This window comes from Pseudomonas proteolytica, from assembly GCF_007858275.1.
Taxonomy (GTDB): domain Bacteria; phylum Pseudomonadota; class Gammaproteobacteria; order Pseudomonadales; family Pseudomonadaceae; genus Aquipseudomonas; species Aquipseudomonas proteolytica.
Window position 1 is genome coordinate 12,175 of record NZ_VFEV01000044.1, and the last position, 17,884, is coordinate 30,058.

Genomic DNA, 17,884 nt, shown 5'->3' on the forward strand with positions numbered 1-17,884 from the left:
AGTCGCCAAAGTGGCAACTTGCCAGCGCACCTCCCAAGCCTTGTCTACACTGCTGTTCATTACAGGAGAGTAAGCGCTCGGCAGTTCGCCGGCAAAGGAGTGCTCGATGTCTCCCCGACTTCGTTCTGGCCAACGTGGCGCAATCGGTCTGGTGTTCGCCGGGACCTTGGCCTTGGCCCTGGTATTTCTGTTGCTGGTGGTCGATAGCGGTCGCCTGTACCTGGAAAAACGCAAGCTGCAGGCCGTTGCCGACACCGCCGCCCTGGAAGCCGCCAACCGCGGCGGGCAGTGTGCAGGCAGCACCACCGCCGTCGACTACGCCAAGCAGAACGCCACCCGCAATGGCTTCACCGTCGTCGCCAACGACCCCAGCCGCGCCCTGGCGGTGACGTGCGGGACGTTGTTGACCAATGGCCTCAACACCCGTGTCTTTACGGCGGATGCCACCAAGAATGAGGCCATCCGCGTAGTCGCGAGCCGCACCGTCACCACGGGTATCGCCAATGGGGTGTGGAAGTTGTTCAGCGGGACGTACAACGCAAGTACTACGTTGACTGCGACAGCGGTGGCGGCGCTGGCGCCGCCGGTGGCGCAATTGACGATTCGTAGTTCGCTGCTGACGGTCAATTCGGCTCAATCAGACATCTTGAACAAAACCATCGGTGGCTTGCTTGGTGGTGGCCTGTCTCTGACCGCCGTGGGTTGGCAGGGCTTGATCAATACCAATGTGAACCTGCTCAGTTACCTGGACCAGTTGGCAATTCAAGCGAACGTGGCGGCGGGTGACTACACGACGCTGCTCAACACCGCGGTTTCGGCGACGCAATTGATCGACGCGGCGGTCAAGGTGCTGCAAACCAACGGTTCGGCGGTCGCGGCGACGATCACCAACGTGCTTGCCATCGAAGCCATCGCACCGAATACCAAGGTGCTCAAACTGGGCGATTTGTTAAATGTCGCGACGGGCACGCCCACAGCGGCCTTGAATACGGATGTGCAGTTGTTCCAGTTGCTGCAGGGCGTGGCCCAACTCTCCAATGGCAATAGTTTGGTGAGGGCAGATTTTCAATTGAGCGTGCCACTGGTCGCCACCTTCTCAGTCAAAACCAAAGTCATGGAGCCGCCACAGCTATCCGCCATCGGCAACCCCGCGCTGGCCAAGGCTGGCTTGGCTACGGGGACAAATCAGATTTCCGTGCGCACTGCACAAGTACGCACGTTGATCTCGGTGGATGCGCCGATTTTGAGGACGGTTTCTTCTGTGATATCGGGGCTGGCAGGCTTGACCGACCCGGTGATCAAGGTAGTGAAGGGGCTTTTGAATCTGGATCTGGCAGCTATCGTAAATGCTCTTTTATGTGCCCTGTCTTGCGAGCGCACAGATATTGATATTGCCAGCACGCTGGACATTTACATCGAGGCTGCCAGTGGCGAAAGCCATGTTACCGACTTCACCTGTGCAACCTCCGCAACCAAGACATTAACTGCCCAGGCCACCAGTTCTTTGGCCACCCTGGCAGTCGGTAAAATTGACCCGGCCAAGGCGTTCTCCTCATCGACACCAGTGGATGTCCAGCCGGTCCGCCTCATTGATATCGGTACCCAGCACTGCACTTTGTTGGGAGGCTGCGACCCACGCAAAGCCAATGTCGGCGGCGGATTTTTGTTAAAGGCGCAATCAACTGTAGGGCAGAGAACAGAAAGCCTGTTTTATTCCCCGGTGGCAGAAATGAACCTCCCGCCGACCTACAAAAGTATTTCCAGTGTCAACATCATCAACAGCCTGGGTAACACGTTGAATGGACTTCAGGTGACCTACGCACCGCCTCCCGCCCCGGCGATTCCGAATGGAGCATTGGCGGGTGTCGCGGCGCTCCTGGCCACGATCACCACAACCCTCGTCGGGCTCGTTCAAGGGCTTTTATCCCCGCTGCTGGACCCTATCGTCAATACGCTGTTGGCTGCCCTGGGCATCAACCTGGGCAACGCAGACGTTGGCGCCAACCTCACCTGCCACATGGGCCGCGCCTACCTCGTCATCTAACCCACACCCACCACCGGCAACTCCACACAAAACCGCGCGCCGTGTTCGCTGTTGGCGACGCTCAGGCGTCCGCCCATGTTTTCCACGATGCCGTAGCTCACCGACAACCCCAGCCCGGTGCCGACGCCAATGGGCTTGGTGGTAAAGAACGGCTCGAAGATGCGCTCCAGCAACCGTGCATCGATGCCGCCGCCGTTGTCTTCGACAAAGAGGCGCACATGGCGGCTGTCGTGTTCGCTGTACAGCGCGATCCATGGGTGGAAGTCGTGGTTTTTTTCGTGCCGTGCCATCAGCGCGTCGCGGGCGTTGACTACCAGGTTGATCAGTACCTGTTCCAGTTGGTCCACATGGCCGTTGACCTGCGCGCTGAAGTCCATGGGGGTGATGCGCAGGTCCACGCCCTTGCCGCGCAGGCCTTCGCCCAGCAGTGACTGGGTACCTTCCACCGCCTGGGCCGGGTCGAAGGGTTGTTGCTCGACCTCCGAGCGGCGGCCGAACACGCGCATATGGTCCACCACCCTGGCCGCACGCTGGACCTGGGCGTCGATGCGCTGGAGTTTTTCGGTCAGGTAGTCGATCTGTACGTCGCCGTTGCCCAGGCGCTTGAGCACATTGACGATGGCCATGCGCATCACGTTCAGCGGTTGGTTGATCTCATGGGCCAGGCCGGTAGCCATTTCGCCGAGGGTGGCCATTTTTGCGCTTTGGGTCAGTTGCTGCTGGGAGCGGCGCACTTCAGTGTTGTCGCGGCCCACGGCCTGGATTTCCTGCAGTTGGCCGTGCTCGTCGAACACGCCACGGTCGGACCACACCCACCACGCATGTTCGCGCCCCGGCAGTTGCAGGCTGATTTCGGCAGTACTGACGGGGAACTCCGGGCTCAACTGGCCGATGCGTTTTACGAAGGCGTTGCGCTGTTCTTCAGATAACCAGTGGCCCAGGTTGACCCCCGGCAACTGTGCCGGCGTACATTCCAGGTAGTTGGCCAGGGGCGTGTTGCCGAAGGTCAGGGTCAGGTCCGGGCGGTAGCGGCAGATCATGGCCGGCGAGTCTTCGACGAGGATGCGATAGCGCTCTTCGCTGTCCTTGATTTGCTGCGCCGCGAGGGTCGCTTCCGTGACGTCCAGCCACAGGCCGACGGCTTCCACCGGCAAACCGAGGTCGTCGCGCAAAAGCTTGGCTTCGTCCAGCAGCCAGTGGTAATTGCCCTGGCGATCGCGCACGCGGTAGCGACTGCGCACGCTGCCTTCGCGCAGTAATTGCCGGGTACGTTCGAAGTACAGGTCACGGTCTTCGGGGTGTACCCATTCCACGGAGGTGTCGTGGGTGCATTCGGCCAGGGTCCAGCCCAGCACCTGCATGGTCAGCGCGGCCAGCAGCATGTAGCGGCCGCTGTCGTCGTTCCACATGGTCAGCAGGTAGCCGGGGTTGATCAGCATGAAATAGCCCACCATCGCAATCGGCATGCCGGCCAGCACAAAGGCCGTGACGCGGGTCTCGCCGGTCATGGCGCGCAATTGCCGCGCGCCTTGCTCCCGTTCGCGGATGACCTTGATCAGGTTCTCCAGCAAGTCACTGGCGTTGCCGCCGTAGCGGTGGTTGACCTTGAGTCCCAGGGCGAGCATGCGGAACTCGTCCTGCTCGTAGAGTTCGGCAAAATCACTGGCGGCCTCGGGCAGGCTGACCCCCAATTGCACGTTGCGCTGGATACGCTCCATGGCAGGCTTCAAAGGCGCCTCGGTGCTGTCGATGGCACCCAGCAGGGCATCGGCCAGGGTGCGCCCGGATTTCAGGCTGCGCACGGTGTGGTCGAGGACTTGCGGCAATTGTTCGACCATCCGTTTCACCCGCCGCCGATAGCGCCAGGCGATATACAGCCGCAGTATCAGGGGCGGAAGCACTAACATTGCGGCCATCCCGACCCAGCTCCACACCAGCAAGCCCAGGAGCGCGCCCAACACCCAGCAGGTCACCCACAGGCCCAGGCTGTCAGTGGGCTTGCCCAGGCCCGCGCGCTGGAACATGCGCTCCAGGCCGACCCAGCGGCCGCGCTCTTCGGCCAGCAGCGGCTGCCCTTCGGCGAGCCGCTCCAGCACCCGATCGGTTTCCGCCTGGCGCAGGCCACTGAGGAACAGATGCAGCGACACGCCAATCAGGATCACGCAACTGAACATCAAGATGGCGCCGGTCATGGTGACGCTCCTATAGCGGCAAGGCCGATTCGCGGCGCAGCTTGTCACCTGCCGGGTTGACCGCCTCGCGCAGGAAACCAAAGCCGGTGCGCCGGTCATGGCGGAACAGGGTGTTGGTGACATACACGTCATCGCGCACCCCCACGACCTCCACCACTTCACTGACGCAGCGCCGGCCATCGGGCATGCGGGTCAGCTGGATCACCACATCCAGGGCCGCACAGATCATCTGGCGCAGGGTTTTCTCCGCGACCACGCGACCGGTCAGGCCCACCAGGGTTTCCAGGCGCAATAGCGCGTCCTGGGCATTGTTGGCGTGCACGGTACTCATGGAACCGTCGTGGCCGGTGTTCATTGCGGTCATCACATCCAGCACTTCCACGCCGCGGATCTCACCGAGGATGATGCGGTCCGGCCGCATCCGCAGGGCGTTGCGGATCAGGTCGCTGGCCTTTACCTCACCATGCCCTTCGGCATTCGGCGGGCGGGTTTCCAGGCGCACCACGTGGGGGTGGCCCAGTTGCAGTTCGGCGACGTCTTCGATGGTCACCAGGCGTTCATGGGGGTTGATCAATTGGCTGAGGATATTGAGCAGGGTGGTCTTGCCGGTGCCGGTGCCGCCGCTGATCAGGATATTGCAGCGCTTGCCGACCGCCTCCTGGAAAAACTCGAAGATCGCCTGGTCGATGGTCTGCATCGCTACCAGGTCGCTGCTCTTGAGCATGTCCTTGCGAAACTTACGAATCGACAGGCACGGGCCGTCCAGGGCAATCGGCGGGATGATCGCGTTGACCCGGCTGCCATCGGGCAGCCGGGCATCGACCATCGGCGATGACTCATCCAGGCGCCGGCCCAGCGGTGCGAGGATGCGTTGCATGACCCGCTCCACATGATGGGCGTCGATAAAACGCAGGTCGCTCTGGTGCAACAGGCCGTCGCGCTCGACAAATACCCGGTGCGGGCCGTTGACCAGGATCTCGGTCACCGAGGGGTCGCGCAACAACACTTCCAGCGGGCCGAAACCGGTCAGCTCATCGACGATTTCTTCGGCCAGGCGCTCCATCTCATAACGCGAAATCGCCAGGTGCATGCGCGTGATGTATTCCGACACCTTGTCGATGACAAATTGCGCCAGGGATTGGCGCGAGCCTTCCAGCAGGTTTTTGCCTGACTCTTCGATGGCATCGATGATGTAGCGGTGCAGCACCAGTTTCAGGCCGTCGTGATCCACCGCACTGTTAAGCCCACGGGCGGGTGCGCCGAAGAGTTTTTCGCTGCTCATTTGGGAGTCCCCAGCAGCCGATCGAACCAGCGGGTGGAGGGTTTTTCCAGACCTTCGGAGCGCTTGGCCAGGCGTTCACCGAGGGTCTTGAGGTTTTGCGTCAGGGTCTCCCGGGGCGCCAGGCTGAATAAGGTTTGCCCCTGGTTCTTGGCGTTCAGGCGCACCTCGGGGCTGAAGGGCAACACGGCGATGGCCTCCAGGCCGAAGCTCTTTTCCAGGGCATCGGTGTCCGGCGCGGCACCTTTGAGGTAGCGGTCCACCAGCAGCTTGGCATGATCAAGCTTCATGCCTTTTTCCCGCCACTGATTGAGTACCGCCAGGTTGCGCCGGCAGTCGAGGACGTTCTGGTCGGTGCACCACAAGAGCTTGTCGCAATGGCTGACGAAGGTGCGCAAGGCTTCGCTGTCGCGCTGGCCGGTGAGGTTCACCACGATGTGCTGGAAGTGCTGGCGCAGGGCGCTGAGCAGCATGTACAACTCGGCGGCGCTGGTCATTTCCAGCGGCTCGTCGCTTTCGGTATAGGCGAGGATGCGCAGCCCACCCTCGGTGGCGGTGAACGCGCTGTTGATCAGGGTGGTGTCCAGGCGGCGCAGGTGGCGCAGGGCATCGCCAAAGTTGAACGAACTTTCCAGGCCCAGCAGCGCCAGGCTGTCACCACGGGGCAGGCCCAGGTCCAGCAGCAGGGTCTGTTGACCACTCTTTTGCACCACCATCGCCAGGTGGCTGGCGAGCAGGGCGCCGTCGGCATTGCCCTGGGTGCCATACAGCACGGTGAGGCCGCCCAGGTGTGCGCTGTGCGCCACCGGTGGCAGGCGCTTGCTCAGGCGTCGCACCAGGCCGGCGACTTCGCTGGAGCGCGAGCCGTAGGCGACAAAATCCCGCGCGCCGGCACGCATTGCGTTGAGCACCAGTTGATTGTCCATGCCGTCGCCCAGGGCGACGATGGCGAGCATTGGCTTGGCTTCCAGGGCACCTTCGATCAAGGCGCTCTGGGCCACCACATGCTCGCGGTCCAGGCCCACGAACACCAGGTTGGCGAAGGTCACGTCCACCAGGGCCAACAGTTCATCAAGGCTGCCACCACCGGCACTGACCACTTGGCCCAGGGGCGCCAGGGCGCCTTGCAGCCATTCCAGGTCGGTGGTGTTGCGGGTGATTGCCAGGAACGTCTGGCTCAGGCTATCGCTCATTGGGAAAGTCCTGTGCGTCGGTCGAAGTTGCCGTTTTCCAGGAAGTACAGGCGATACCAGTTGGGGTCGTAGGTGCGCAGTTTTTCCCCGGGCAGGGACGGCAGGCGTGCGTTGGCGGCCAGGGGCTGGACCAAGTGCGGGGTGACGATCATCAGCAGCTCTTTTTCCTCGCGGCTGACGTTGCTGTCACGGAAAAACGCGCCGAGGATCGGGATATCGCCCAGGCCTGGAAACTTGCTGATGGTGGAGCGGTTGTTATTGCTGATCAGGCCGCTGATCACAAAGCTTTCGCCATCGGCCAGGGACACCGTGGTGTCGGTGCGGCGCACGGTCAGGGCCGGCACCTGGATGCCCTCTACCTGTAGGGCGTTGGCGTAATCCAGCTCGCTGACTTCCGGCGCCACCTTCAGGGAAATCCGCGTGCGGTCGATCACGGTCGGGGTCAGCGTCAGGCGGATGCCGAACTCTTTGTACTCGATGGAGATCGTGTCGCTGCCGGCGCTGGGCACCGGGATCGGCACTTCGCCGCCGGCCAGAAAGGTCGCACTGTGCCCGCTCATGGCAACCAGGCTCGGACGCGCGAGGGTGTAGGCAAAGCCGCTGCGTTCCAGGGCATTGATCACCGCCGAAAAACGCCCACCACCAATGCCGATGTTAAAACTTTCGTTATCCAGCGGCAGGCTCATCCCGGCGGTGCGCGGGCTACCGAACAGGAAGTTGCGCGTGCCGCCAAAAATCGAGGTACTGGCCTCCTTGAGCTTGGTGCGGCTGACTTCCACAAAGCGGATATCGGTCTGCACCTGGCTCGGCAGGGACGGGTCGTCGGAGGGCGACAGGGCCATGCTGGTCAGGCTTGAGCTGGCCTTGCCCTTGACGAACACCATGCTCTGGCGCGGGGCGCTGGAACAACGGGTCCAGACCATCAGGCTAGTGGCGCCAGAGGCCACGCCGGTGAGCAGGAACGCGCGGTCACCATTGAGGTGTACGTCGGCGATTTTGGGGTCACCAATGGCCAGCCGGGTGATCGCCACCGGTGACTGCAGGTTTTGCTGCAAGCCTTCGCCGACCTCGACCACGGCCGGCAGGGCACCCAGGTTGCTGCAGGTGTCCGAGGCGCCGAATGCCAGGCCGACAGGCAGGCTGGACAGCATCAAGGCCCAGGCCATTTGAGTGAACGCAGGTGCGAAACGTTGGCGCATTCAGGGCATCCTTGCTCAATCAGGGGTTTTGTTGGGTCGCTTGGTTACCACGTATGACCTCGATGCCGGAGCGCCTGGTTTCGTTGGCGCCCCCGGCTTGCGCGACTCTTTTCGGGGCCCCGAGCATCGCCAGTTGAGTGAACTGGTACAGCTCGCGATTAGCGCTTTGCAGGTTGGCGGGGGCGTCGTTGTTGCCGGCCCAGTACTGGCTCAGCAACTGCTCATCGGCACTGCGTACGGCCAGGCGCAAGGTGCCGGCGCTGGTTGCCAGCATCAAACGGCTCATCAACTGTTGTGGCACTGCCAACACCACGGTCCGCGGCGGGCTTGCCTGGCGTTGTGCCTGGCGGGCCTTTTCTTCATCGGTGGTGGGCGGGGCTACGGCCGGCTTGCCATCGTTGGTCGGGCCGAGGTTATCGCCCACACTGAGCAGGCGCAGGGCCGGCACGATGACCTGGGCCGTGGCCTCAGGGTTGGTGCCTTCCGGACGCAGGAACAGCAGCACATCCACAAAATCCCCGGGGCTCAACTGGCCGGCGGCGCCGATGACCTCATCGACGGCGACCGCCAGGGCGCGTTCGTCAGGGCGGATCATGCGGGCCAGGGGGCCACCGGCATTGAAGCTCGAATCATCCAGCCAAGTACCGGCAGGCAGGGCTCTCAAGGGCGTGCGGCCGATGGCCTGGTCGAGGCTGGTCAGGCTGCCGGCCGGTGCCGTGCGCAGTCTTTCCAGGGTCAGGTCGGCGGCGGTGAGGGCGATATACGGCGGCACATCATGGGCCAGGACCACTACCGATTGGCGGGTCTGGTCTTCGACGGCGGCGACGGTTTTTTCCACGGAAACGCCAGATGGCGACGGTTCGACAACCGGCTCAGGCGGGCGACTCAGCACCAGCCCCCAATAGCCTGCGAATAGCGCACCGATTAATAACAACCCGGCCAGGATCATGCTGACACGACTGTTCATGAAGGCTCTCCCTTTCCTGTTGCACTACGGGCCCGTTTTTCCCAACGAGTTGATTTCGCAACCAGGCAGCTATGAACATCTAACGATTTCGCTATTTGACGGTAGCCGAGCTAGGACAAAATGCCATTAGCCATCACGATTTATTTTGGAACTATCGACATGCCTCCTGAAAACGCGGGTTTATGACGCCAGTGTTGCGACTACTACTTTGTGATTAATCCGTTCTTACAGTTGTTGATGTGGGGTTTGTTGACAATGCTCTAGTGGCACGCAGCAATCACCGTGCAGTACCGCGATCTGCGCAAGCAAGCGCAAAGGAGAAGTCATATGTTCCTTACCTTCATGATGAAGCTCTACCTTCAACTCCAACTGCTGTTTCATCGCAAAGAGGGCGCTACGGCGATCGAGTACGTGATCCTCGTGGCAGTTATTGCGCTAGTCGTATTGGCAGCGGGGAAATTGCTTGGGCCTCAGATCGCGGCCATGTTCGCTAAAGTCGGGGCAGCCTTGACCTGATTGGCAATAGCGCTTTGAGCAAGCCCATCAGTGATTGTCTTGGAAGGTATTGCTCATGAACGCTGTTGTGACGAGCCGCCAGCAGATCCTGTTGGTGGATGACGAAGAAGATGCCCTCGTAGAACTGGCGGAATCGCTGGGGAACGAGGGCTTTGTTTGCTTCTGTGCCAGCTCCGTCACGGATGCACTACAGGAACTGACACTGCATCCTGATATTGCGCTGGTCATCACTGACTTGCGCATGCCTGAGGAAAGCGGCATTTCCCTGATCAAGCGCTTGCGTGAGCACACCTCACGCCAGCACCTGCCCGTGATTGTCATGTCGGGTCATGCCGAAATGGATGACGTCAGTGACATGTTGCGCTTGCAGGTCCTGGACCTGTTTCGCAAACCCATCTACCTGGTTCGGTTGTTCGATACCCTCAACAATCTGTTTCCCCTGAAGACGGGGAAGCCGTGACTCATCCATAGCGCCGGTTCAGGAGAGTTCCTATGTTGCTTACCTTGCTGATGAGGATGTGTGCTTGGTCGATGCTGCTCTTGCGCCGCAGGGACGGTGCGACGGCCATCGAGTATGTGATTTTGATTGTGGTGATTGCGTTGGTAGTGCTGGCCGCCGGGAAGTTGCTGGGACCGCAGATTGCGACATTCTTTGGCAAGGTGGGGGATGCGTTGACCTGAGTACGGCGGCTATTGTGGCGAGGGGGCTTGTCCCCCGCTGGGCTGCGCAGCAGCCCCAAAACCGGCCACTTCGGTGTGGCTGATAAAAATCAGTAAGTCTTATTGGGGCTGCTGCGCAGCCCAACGGGGGACAAGCCCCCTCTCCACAGGTCCGCGTGCCTTTATTAGCTCAATCCACCCCTACAACTGATAGCTGAAACTCAACGTATACCGCGGCCGCCGGTTAAAACTGTCCAGCGCCATATCCGACATCGGCTTGGCCGCCTCCAACGCAATGTTGTAGTACTTGGCATCGCCAAACCGCAGGCCTATGGCGGCAGAGGACATGTCGCTATCTTTCACCGGCAAGTTGTTGAACCACGCCTTGGCACGGTCGAGCACGATGTAGGGCTGCACGATCCTTACCCAGTCACCACTGCGGTTGTAGCTGTAGTTGACCTCGTAGGCCACCCCCCAGCCCTTGTCGCCCGAGCCCTGGTCATCCGGGTAACCACGCCCGAAATTCTGCCCGCCGAACACTGCGCGTTCGCTGTCGGGCAAGGTGTCGTCGCTCCAGTACAGCGCTGCCGAGAGCACGCCTTGCCAATTGTCGAAGAACTTGTCGCTCTGTACCCCGGACAGGCGCAGGCGGAAGAAGTCCAGGTCAGACTTTATCCCTTCCAGGTCGCTGCGTGTCTTGGCCCCCAAGCCGTCGATGCCTTGGTACAGGCCGGCACTGAGGATGCGCAATTGGCGATCATCGGCCTTGCGCCAGTCTCCTTCGAAGGCCAGTGCGCGCAGGTCGGTTTCTACGTCGAACCGTTGCGGGTAACCCACCAGTTGATAGCGGGTCCGGTCGTTCACTCCGTAGAAGCGGGTGCCGAGGGTCAGGGACTCGCTGGGCGAGGCGATCAGCGGATGGCTCAGGCCGATGGAGAAGCGGTCGTTCTCCCGGTGCGGCTTGAGTGAAAAGCCGCCGTCCAGGCGGATACGGGTGCTCGGGTCGCTGCGATAGCGCGCGCCATACAGGCTCAATTGCGTGCCTTCGGCATTGATGAACTGGCTGTAGTCGAGCCGGTAGTAACGCTCTTTGTCTTCCCCCGGAGGGAACAGGCCGCTGAGGCTCACTTGTTCGCCCATTGCAGTGTGGGAGTTGCTGGTGCCGGCGATCAGGGCTTGCAGGCCGCCACGGCTGTCGTCGGTCATGCTCATGCTGCTGGTAAACGGTTTGCGGCTGGCCTGAATATTCATATGCGCGGCACCGTCGGTGGTGCCCGGTGGCGGTACTTGCGCTTGCAGGGTCACGCCAGGAATCCGCCCCATCAAGGTGGTGTAACGCTCAAACGTCTTGCGGGTCAGCGGGCGTTCGGCCTGGAGTTTTTGTGCCAGCTTGTCGACGTAGCCCGAGACCGAACCAATGTCGCCCTGCACTTGGTAGTCCTTGATGTAGCCCTCGACCAAAACCACCCGCACCAGGCCCTGCTCGAAGCGTTGGTCGGGCAGGAAGGCGTAGGACAACAGGTAGCCGTCCTGCTGATAGCGACGGGTGATGCTGCGGGTGGCTTCGATCAGTTGCGCAAGGTTGGTTTCACGGCCAATCAACGGCTCGAAAACCTGGGCGACTTCCTGCAGCGGGTACACGGTGCCGCCCTCGATCTGCAGTTTGCGGATGGTGACTTTGGTGTCCATCAGCAACGGTTGCGCTTGTGCGGCCGGGGTCTCTGGTAGCTGGGTCTGCGGCGTCACCGGGCGGTAGGCGTCGGCCGGCAGGTTGGGTACGGGGAGGTTGCGGATGGTGTCGTTGCTGTTGAGGAAGCTGGGTAGGGTCTCGGCGTGTACGTAAGCGCTGAGGGTGAGCAATAACAACGGCGTCAAAACGCGCATAGGACACTCCATGGTCAAAACTGCAGCGGCATTTCGCAGGTTCCCGCCGGGTTCTTGGGCACGGTTCGGGAGTTCCAATAAAAAAGACGAGAGACCCATTGGAATCTCTCGTCTCAACCAAGCGTAGGCGCTGTAGAGGAGGCCGTCTAATGGCCAGGTGCAATTCTTCTATTTGCCGGTCAGGCCCTTGAGCAGGCCACCTACGCCGGTGTTTGCAGTGGCCGATCCAGACGCCGTGGCATTGGCGTTGGCGTTGATGTTCAGACCGCCGAGCAGGCCACCACCACTACTACCGCCGGTGCCGCCGGTTACCAGGCCACCGACCGAGGACACCACCCCACCGACTGTGTTGACGGTCTGGCCTACAGTGTTGGTGATCGGGTTGGCATTGGCTGCAGTGATGTTGCCGCCGAGGCTGCTGACTGCGCCGCCCACTTGAGTCACCAGGCCGTTGACCGGTGCGCCGATGCCGGTGGTGGTGCCGATGTTCTGGGTCAGGCTGCTGACACCCGAAGTCACAGGGTTAAGCGCCGCGCCCACATTGGTCGCCAGACCTGCTACCGGTGCGGTTGCTGCGGTGTTGGCCACACCATTGCCACCGATCACTGTGCCGAGCGAGGCCACGGTGTTGCCCAGTGCGCCACCTGCCACACCCCCTGCACTGACGGTGCCGTTGGTGTTGCCCGCATTCAGGCCGTTACCGACGTTGGCCACCAGGCCGCCCACCAGTTCAGGCAGACCGGATGCCGGGGCACTGCCACTGCCGGTACCGGCAGACGGTGCCACATAACCACCCGCAGTGCCTGCTACCGCACCGACACCGCTGAGCACGCTGCCCACGGCACCGGTCACTGGGTTGCCAGCGCCACCTGCGCCTGCCACCTGAGTCCCGAGGCCGGTGACGGTAGAGCCGACTTTATCCAGCAGGCCATTGACCGGGTTGCCCAGGCCGGTGGCTTTACCCAGGTTGCCGGTGGTGTTTTCCACCAGCGAGACCACAGGCACCAGCACTTTGCCGCCCAGGGTGTTGGTGACCGATCCCAGTGGGCCGGTGGTGCTGGCGGTACTCAAGGTATCGCCGAGCATGGTGACTGCCTGGCCAACTTTATCCACCAGGCCACCTGCCGCCCCACCGACGCCGCCGGTAAGGCCGCCGACTACCGGGATACCGCCCAGGGTAGTCGAGAGTGTTTTGCCGGTGTTCGAAACACCCGTGCCCAGGTCGGCAACGCCGTTGGCTACGCCGGCCACGGTAACGCCTACGGAGTTGCTGTTGGTGCCCAGGGAGCCCAGGCCAGTGCCGACGCCAGTGCCGACGCTGCCAACCGCGGTGCCCACGCTGGTCACCAGGCCGCCTGCGGCAGTGCCGACTACCGGAACGCCGCCAACGGTTGTGCCGATGCCACCGATCGCTGTACCGACGTTACCGAGGGTGCTGCCCAGATTGGCCGCAATCTGACCAGTGACCAATGGGCTGGTAGTCGAGCCGGTGCCGCCGCCTGTGCCGCCACCTGTGCCGCCGCCAGTACCACCGCCAGTGCCGCCACCTGTGCCGCCGCCAGTACCACCGCCAGTGCCGCCACCTGTGCCGCCGCCAGTACCACCGCCAGTGCCGCCACCAGTACCACCGCCGGTGCCGCCACCTGTGCCGCCGCCAGTGCCACCGCCGGTTCCGCCACCTGTGCCGCCGCCAGTGCCACCGCCGGTGCCGCCACCTGTGCCGCCGCCAGTGCCACCACCGTCGCCGCCACCCGTGCCGCCGCCGTCACCACCACCGGTACCGGCGCCAGCATCCGGGGACGAGGATGCAACGCTGCTCTTATGACCGCCACCACCACTGCTGCAGCCTCCCAGGCTCATCGCCAAGATAAGGGCCAATGCAGTACTTGCCTTCCACAACACGACTTGAGTTTTCATGATGAGTTCCTTAGCACCTGGTACAGCCTTTGTTGGTCTCGCAAGTTCACCCGTTCTTCAGCAGGCAATATTTGCGTCCGTTGTGGCTATAACAGTCCTCGGCACTCTTTGTCGCAACGCTCAACTTGGTATTAACGATTTATATACAGGCACGGATATGCGTCTTGGTGATTAATACCAACGGTATATAAGTGAGGTTTCTGTTAAATATGATGCGATGTAAATCAACGAGTTGAATAAGTTAGCGGGCTATCGATAGCCCGCTATAACTTAGGTTGTATATATACAATTAATCAGCCGGTTAACCCGTTTTCAGGCAATCGGCTGCCACTTGCCGAGCATATGCTCGATATCGCCAGCGCCCTTGAGTTGCAACTCGCCGCTGGAACCGGGCGCACTGCTCAACAAGATGACCTCGCCAGGCAGGCGTACCGGTTTCTTGAACTCAACGTAGATCTCGATGTTCGCCGCGGGTAGATGTTCATGCAGGGCCGCCACAGTGCGCGCCTTGTTCCACAGGCCATGGGCGATCGCCTGGGGGAAGCCGAACAACTTGGCGGTCAGGGCGCTTAAGTGGATCGGGTTGTAGTCGCCGGATACCCGGGCATACCGCCGACCGATGTCGGACGGTGCCTTCCAGCGAGTCAGCTCGCTGACCGTACTGGGCGCTGGCAGGGATTGCTCCGGTACCTCGCCATCGAGTTTCACCCCGCGACAGAGCATTTGGCTTTCACCTTCCCACAGCAAACCCAGGGAATCCTCGACGGTGGTGATCAGGTCAAAGGTCGCGCCCTTGGCGTGGGGTTGCAGGTTGCGCGTATGCACACTGACCCGCACATCGCTGACCCCGCCCATGGGGCGAAACACGCGGATACGGTTGCTCAAGTGCACCAGCCCTAGCAGCGGGAAGGGGAACTGCGGTGCCGTCAGCAGTTGCAGCTGCAGGCCGAACGCCATGATGTGTGGATAAGTCGCCGGCAACATCGGGCTCTCGGCAAACCCACAGACCTTGCGGTAGGCCGTCACTGCCGCAGGATTGACCTGCACCCGGCAATGCAACCCTGAGTCGGGCAGCGTGGTGCCGGTGATCTTGCGCTTGAGTGCGGCGCGCCAATACAGCGGCGGTAGTGCCGGGCTGCGAGGTAATGTGTACCACAGCATAGTTACGCTCCCAGCAGGCTTTGCCCGCATACACGCAACGCCTGGCCACTGACCGCACCTGAGCCCGGTTGGCCCAGCCACGCTACCGCTTCGGCAACATCCTGCGGCAAACCACCCTGGCCCAGGGAGCTCATGCGCCGCCCGGCTTCACGCAAGGCGAAAGGAATATGTGCAGTCATCTGGGTTTCGATAAAGCCCGGGGCCACGGCGTTGATGCTGATGCCCCGTTGCGCCAGCAGCGGCGCCCAGGCCTGGGCCAGGCCGATCAGCCCGGCCTTGCTCGCGGCGTAGTTGGTTTGCCCGCGGTTGCCGGCGATGCCGCTGATCGAAGCTAGCAACACCACGCGGCCGTTGTCGTGCAGGGTGCCGCTGTCGAGCAGGGCCTTGGTCAGCACTTGTGGGGCGTTGAGGTTGACCGCCAATACGGCGTCCCAGTATTCCGGGGTCATATTGGCCAGGGTCTTGTCGCGGGTGATCCCGGCGTTGTGCACCACGATGTCGATGCCATCTGGCAATTGTTCGATCAGTTGCGTGGCGGCGTCATCGGCGCAGATATCCAGGGCAATGCCACGCCCGCCCAAGCGTGCGGCCAGGGCGTCGAGATCGGCCTTGGCCTGCGGCACATCCAGCAACACAATTTCGGCACCGTCCCGGGCCAGGGTTTCGGCAATCGAAGCGCCGATACCTCGGGCAGCCCCGGTCACCAGGGCCTTGAGCCCGGCCAGTGGGCGCGTCCAGTCATGCACTTGGGTCGGGCAGGCGCTCAGGCGCAGCACCTGGCCGGAGACATAGGCGCTTTTCGGCGAGAGGAAAAACCGCAGCGCGCCTTCCAACTGTGCTTCGGCGCCTTCGCCGACATACAGCAACTGCAAGGTGCCGCCGTTGCGCAGCTCTTTGGCCAGCGACCGGCTGAAGCCTTCGAGGGCCCGCTGGGCACTGGCGGCGAATGGATCGCTGAGGCTTTCCGGGGCGCGACCGAGAATCACCAGGTGCGCGCTGTGATCGAGATTTTTCAGCAGCGGCTGGAAGAACTCGCGCAGTTGCTTGAGTTGGTCGGTGTGTTGCAAATGGCTGGCATCGAACAGTACCGCCTTGAGCTTGGGGCCATGCCCGGGGATCCAGGGCGTGGCCTTGAGCGGCTCGGCCCCGTAGCTGTAGATGGCCTCGGTGAGTTTATTGGCAAATCCCAGCACCTGGGCCGCCAGCGGGCCGCCACCCAACAGCAGGGCGCCTTCCACCGGGCGCAGGCGCCCGGCTTGCCAGCGCTCCAGGCGTACCGGGGACGGCAGGCCAATGGCCGAGACCACGCGGTGGCCAAGGCTTGAGTTGGCGAAGTCGATATAACGGTCAGACATGGAACGCTCTCCGGCTGCTGGGGTTCAAAGGGTGGACCATCAATAGGTGACAGTCGTTCCTAGTCTAGGCTCAGGATTGCACCTACCACCTAACAGGGAGCTTTCCATGACTCAGTTGCGCCGTGTCGCGATCATTGGCGGTAATCGTATCCCCTTCGCCCGTTCCAATGGCCCTTACGCCACGGCCAGTAACCAGGCGATGCTGACGGCTGCCCTGGAAGGCTTGATCGAGCGCTACAACCTGCACGGCCTGCGCATGGGCGAAGTGGCTGCAGGTGCGGTGCTCAAGCATTCGCGGGACTTCAACCTGACCCGTGAGTGCGTGCTGGGCTCGCGCCTGTCGCCGCAAACCCCGGCCTACGACATTCAACAGGCCTGCGGCACCGGGCTCGAAGCGGCGCTGCTGGTGGCCAACAAGATTGCCCTGGGGCAGATCGAATGTGGGATCGCAGGTGGTGTCGACACCACTTCCGACGCGCCCATCGGAGTGAATGAGGGCCTGCGCAAAATCCTCCTGCAAGCCAATCGCAGCAAATCCATGGCGGATAAATTAAAAGTCCTGTTACAACTTCGTCCCCAGCACCTCAAACCGGAGTTGCCGCGCAATGGCGAGCCGCGTACTGGCCTGTCCATGGGCCAGCATTGCGAATTGATGGCGCAGACCTGGCAGATTCCCCGCGCCGAGCAGGACCAACTGGCCCTGCAAAGCCATCAGAAAATGGCCGCGTCCTATGCCGAGGGCTGGCACAACGATTTGCTCACGCCGTTCCTGGGCCTGACCCGTGACAACAACCTGCGCCCGGACCTGACCCTGGAGAAACTCGCCAGCCTCAAACCGGCTTTTGAGCGCAGTGAAAAGGGCACTCTCACCGCTGGCAACTCCACGCCACTGACCGATGGCGCCTCCCTGGTGTTGCTGGGCAGCGAAGCCTGGGCCAAGGAACGTGGCCTGCCGATTCTCGCCTACCTGCGTGATGGCGAAGCGGCGGCGGTGGATTTCGTCAACGGTGCCGAAGGGCTGTTGATGGCGCCGGTGTATGCCGTCCCACGCTTGCTGGCGAGAAATGGCCTGACCTTGCAGGATTTTGATTACTACGAAATTCACGAAGCCTTCGCTGCCCAAGTGCTATGCACACTCAAGGCCTGGGAAGATGCCGATTACTGCAAGACCCGCCTGGGGCTGGATGCGCCGTTGGGCTCAATCGACCGCAGCCGCCTGAACGTCAAGGGCAGTTCCCTGGCCGCCGGGCACCCATTTGCCGCCACCGGTGGGCGTATTGTCGCCAACCTGGCCAAGCTGCTGGACGCGGCGGGCAAGGGGCGCGGGCTGATCTCGATCTGCGCGGCGGGGGGCCAAGGCGTGACGGCGATCATTGAGCGCTGATCTCGGCTATTATCCGAACGCCTCGGGCAATAGCGGCTTTGTCGGATTAATCTGGCATATTGGATGCATTCTTTAGCAGATCAAGGCTCGTTACCCTCTCCCCGCTGTGCGAGGATTGCCGTATAACGAGTGC

General features: G+C 62.0%; 13 protein-coding genes and 1 pseudogene. 5 read left to right on the top strand and 9 right to left on the bottom strand.

The window, feature by feature from the left end:
- Positions 1–106: 106 nt before the first annotated feature.
- On the top strand, positions 107–2,044 hold the full coding sequence (locus FIV38_RS25280; RefSeq protein WP_092233188.1) for a pilus assembly protein TadG-related protein: 1,938 nt from the start codon (positions 107–109) through the stop codon (positions 2,042–2,044).
- On the opposite strand, the pseudogene FIV38_RS25285 reads toward FIV38_RS25280, so the two are convergent.
- The 5 genes and pseudogenes from FIV38_RS25285 to cpaB all read right to left on the bottom strand — a co-directional run.
- Positions 2,041–3,846: pseudogene (locus tag FIV38_RS25285) on the bottom strand (ATP-binding protein); the annotation flags it as partial. The gene FIV38_RS25280 and the pseudogene FIV38_RS25285 sit on opposite strands and share 4 nt — an antisense overlap.
- A gap of 400 nt (positions 3,847–4,246) precedes the next feature.
- Positions 4,247–5,518: a TadA family conjugal transfer-associated ATPase gene (locus tag FIV38_RS25290; RefSeq protein ID WP_070994311.1), complete on the bottom strand. Its 1,272-nt coding sequence runs from the start codon at positions 5,516–5,518 to the stop codon at positions 4,247–4,249.
- A complete protein-coding gene (locus tag FIV38_RS25295) occupies positions 5,515–6,708 on the bottom strand; it encodes a CpaE/TadZ family protein (protein WP_092233194.1) in 1,194 nt (397 codons plus the stop codon). The genes FIV38_RS25290 and FIV38_RS25295 overlap by 4 nt, the downstream gene beginning before the upstream one ends.
- Entirely contained in the window at positions 6,705–7,907 is a 1,203-nt protein-coding gene (locus FIV38_RS25300) for a type II and III secretion system protein family protein (protein ID WP_029297593.1), read from the bottom strand. Before FIV38_RS25300 ends, FIV38_RS25295 begins: the two co-directional genes overlap by 4 nt.
- Before the next feature lie 19 nt (positions 7,908–7,926).
- A complete protein-coding gene (gene cpaB, locus FIV38_RS25305; RefSeq protein ID WP_092233197.1) occupies positions 7,927–8,874 on the bottom strand; it encodes a Flp pilus assembly protein CpaB in 948 nt (315 codons plus the stop codon).
- Positions 8,875–9,201: 327 nt separating this feature from the next.
- On the opposite strand from cpaB, the gene FIV38_RS25310 reads away from it, so the two are divergent.
- The 3 genes from FIV38_RS25310 to FIV38_RS25320 are packed head-to-tail and all read left to right on the top strand — an operon-like array spanning position 9,202 to position 10,071.
- Positions 9,202–9,390, top strand: coding sequence for a Flp family type IVb pilin (locus FIV38_RS25310; RefSeq protein ID WP_029297589.1), 189 nt, complete (start codon positions 9,202–9,204; stop codon positions 9,388–9,390).
- A 55-nt stretch (positions 9,391–9,445) separates the two neighbouring features.
- The gene (locus FIV38_RS25315; protein ID WP_092233199.1) at positions 9,446–9,850 is read left to right on the top strand and encodes a response regulator; all 405 of its coding nucleotides are present in this window, start codon (positions 9,446–9,448) and stop codon (positions 9,848–9,850) included.
- A gap of 32 nt (positions 9,851–9,882) precedes the next feature.
- Complete coding sequence (locus tag FIV38_RS25320; protein WP_092233202.1) at positions 9,883–10,071, top strand: Flp family type IVb pilin; 189 nt, start codon at positions 9,883–9,885, stop codon at positions 10,069–10,071.
- A 180-nt stretch (positions 10,072–10,251) separates the two neighbouring features.
- On the opposite strand, the gene FIV38_RS25325 is transcribed toward FIV38_RS25320, so the two are convergent.
- The 4 genes from FIV38_RS25325 to FIV38_RS25345 all read right to left on the bottom strand — a co-directional run bounded on the left by FIV38_RS25325 (position 10,252) and on the right by FIV38_RS25345 (position 16,367).
- Positions 10,252–11,934: a ShlB/FhaC/HecB family hemolysin secretion/activation protein gene (locus tag FIV38_RS25325; protein ID WP_092233205.1), complete on the bottom strand. Its 1,683-nt coding sequence runs from the start codon at positions 11,932–11,934 to the stop codon at positions 10,252–10,254.
- A 168-nt stretch (positions 11,935–12,102) separates the two neighbouring features.
- Positions 12,103–13,851, bottom strand: a complete 1,749-nt coding sequence (locus FIV38_RS25330; protein WP_235860977.1) for a collagen-like triple helix repeat-containing protein — start codon at positions 13,849–13,851, stop codon at positions 12,103–12,105.
- Between the two features lie 312 nt (positions 13,852–14,163).
- Positions 14,164–15,012, bottom strand: a complete 849-nt coding sequence (locus FIV38_RS25340; RefSeq protein ID WP_092233208.1) for a MaoC family dehydratase — start codon at positions 15,010–15,012, stop codon at positions 14,164–14,166.
- 2 nt (positions 15,013–15,014) lie between these two features.
- On the bottom strand, positions 15,015–16,367 hold the full coding sequence (locus tag FIV38_RS25345) for a 3-oxoacyl-ACP reductase (RefSeq protein ID WP_092233211.1): 1,353 nt from the start codon (positions 16,365–16,367) through the stop codon (positions 15,015–15,017).
- 106 nt (positions 16,368–16,473) lie between these two features.
- Here FIV38_RS25345 and FIV38_RS25350 point away from each other — a divergent pair, with 106 nt between their 5' ends.
- Positions 16,474–17,751 carry an acetyl-CoA C-acetyltransferase gene (locus tag FIV38_RS25350; protein ID WP_092233214.1) on the top strand — a complete coding sequence of 426 codons (1,278 nt, stop codon included), beginning with the start codon at positions 16,474–16,476 and terminating at the stop codon, positions 17,749–17,751.
- Positions 17,752–17,884: the final 133 nt, after the last annotated feature.

Bases quoted from the DNA above. Each gene is read 5' to 3' on its own strand.
- FIV38_RS25290 (WP_070994311.1), bottom strand. From the start codon at position 5,518: ATGAGCAGCGAAAAACTCTTCGGCGCACCCGCCCGTGGGCTTAACAGT.
- FIV38_RS25280 (WP_092233188.1), top strand. From the start codon at position 107: ATGTCTCCCCGACTTCGTTCTGGCCAACGTGGCGCAATCGGTCTGGTG.
- FIV38_RS25320 (WP_092233202.1), top strand. From the start codon at position 9,883: ATGTTGCTTACCTTGCTGATGAGGATGTGTGCTTGGTCGATGCTGCTC.
- FIV38_RS25315 (WP_092233199.1), top strand. From the start codon at position 9,446: ATGAACGCTGTTGTGACGAGCCGCCAGCAGATCCTGTTGGTGGATGAC.
- FIV38_RS25325 (WP_092233205.1), bottom strand. From the start codon at position 11,934: ATGCGCGTTTTGACGCCGTTGTTATTGCTCACCCTCAGCGCTTACGTA.
- FIV38_RS25340 (WP_092233208.1), bottom strand. From the start codon at position 15,012: ATGCTGTGGTACACATTACCTCGCAGCCCGGCACTACCGCCGCTGTAT.
- FIV38_RS25330 (WP_235860977.1), bottom strand. From the start codon at position 13,851: ATGAAAACTCAAGTCGTGTTGTGGAAGGCAAGTACTGCATTGGCCCTT.
- cpaB (WP_092233197.1), bottom strand. From the start codon at position 8,874: ATGAACAGTCGTGTCAGCATGATCCTGGCCGGGTTGTTATTAATCGGT.
- FIV38_RS25295 (WP_092233194.1), bottom strand. From the start codon at position 6,708: ATGAGCGATAGCCTGAGCCAGACGTTCCTGGCAATCACCCGCAACACC.
- FIV38_RS25300 (WP_029297593.1), bottom strand. From the start codon at position 7,907: ATGCGCCAACGTTTCGCACCTGCGTTCACTCAAATGGCCTGGGCCTTG.
- FIV38_RS25345 (WP_092233211.1), bottom strand. From the start codon at position 16,367: ATGTCTGACCGTTATATCGACTTCGCCAACTCAAGCCTTGGCCACCGC.
- FIV38_RS25350 (WP_092233214.1), top strand. From the start codon at position 16,474: ATGACTCAGTTGCGCCGTGTCGCGATCATTGGCGGTAATCGTATCCCC.
- FIV38_RS25310 (WP_029297589.1), top strand. From the start codon at position 9,202: ATGTTCCTTACCTTCATGATGAAGCTCTACCTTCAACTCCAACTGCTG.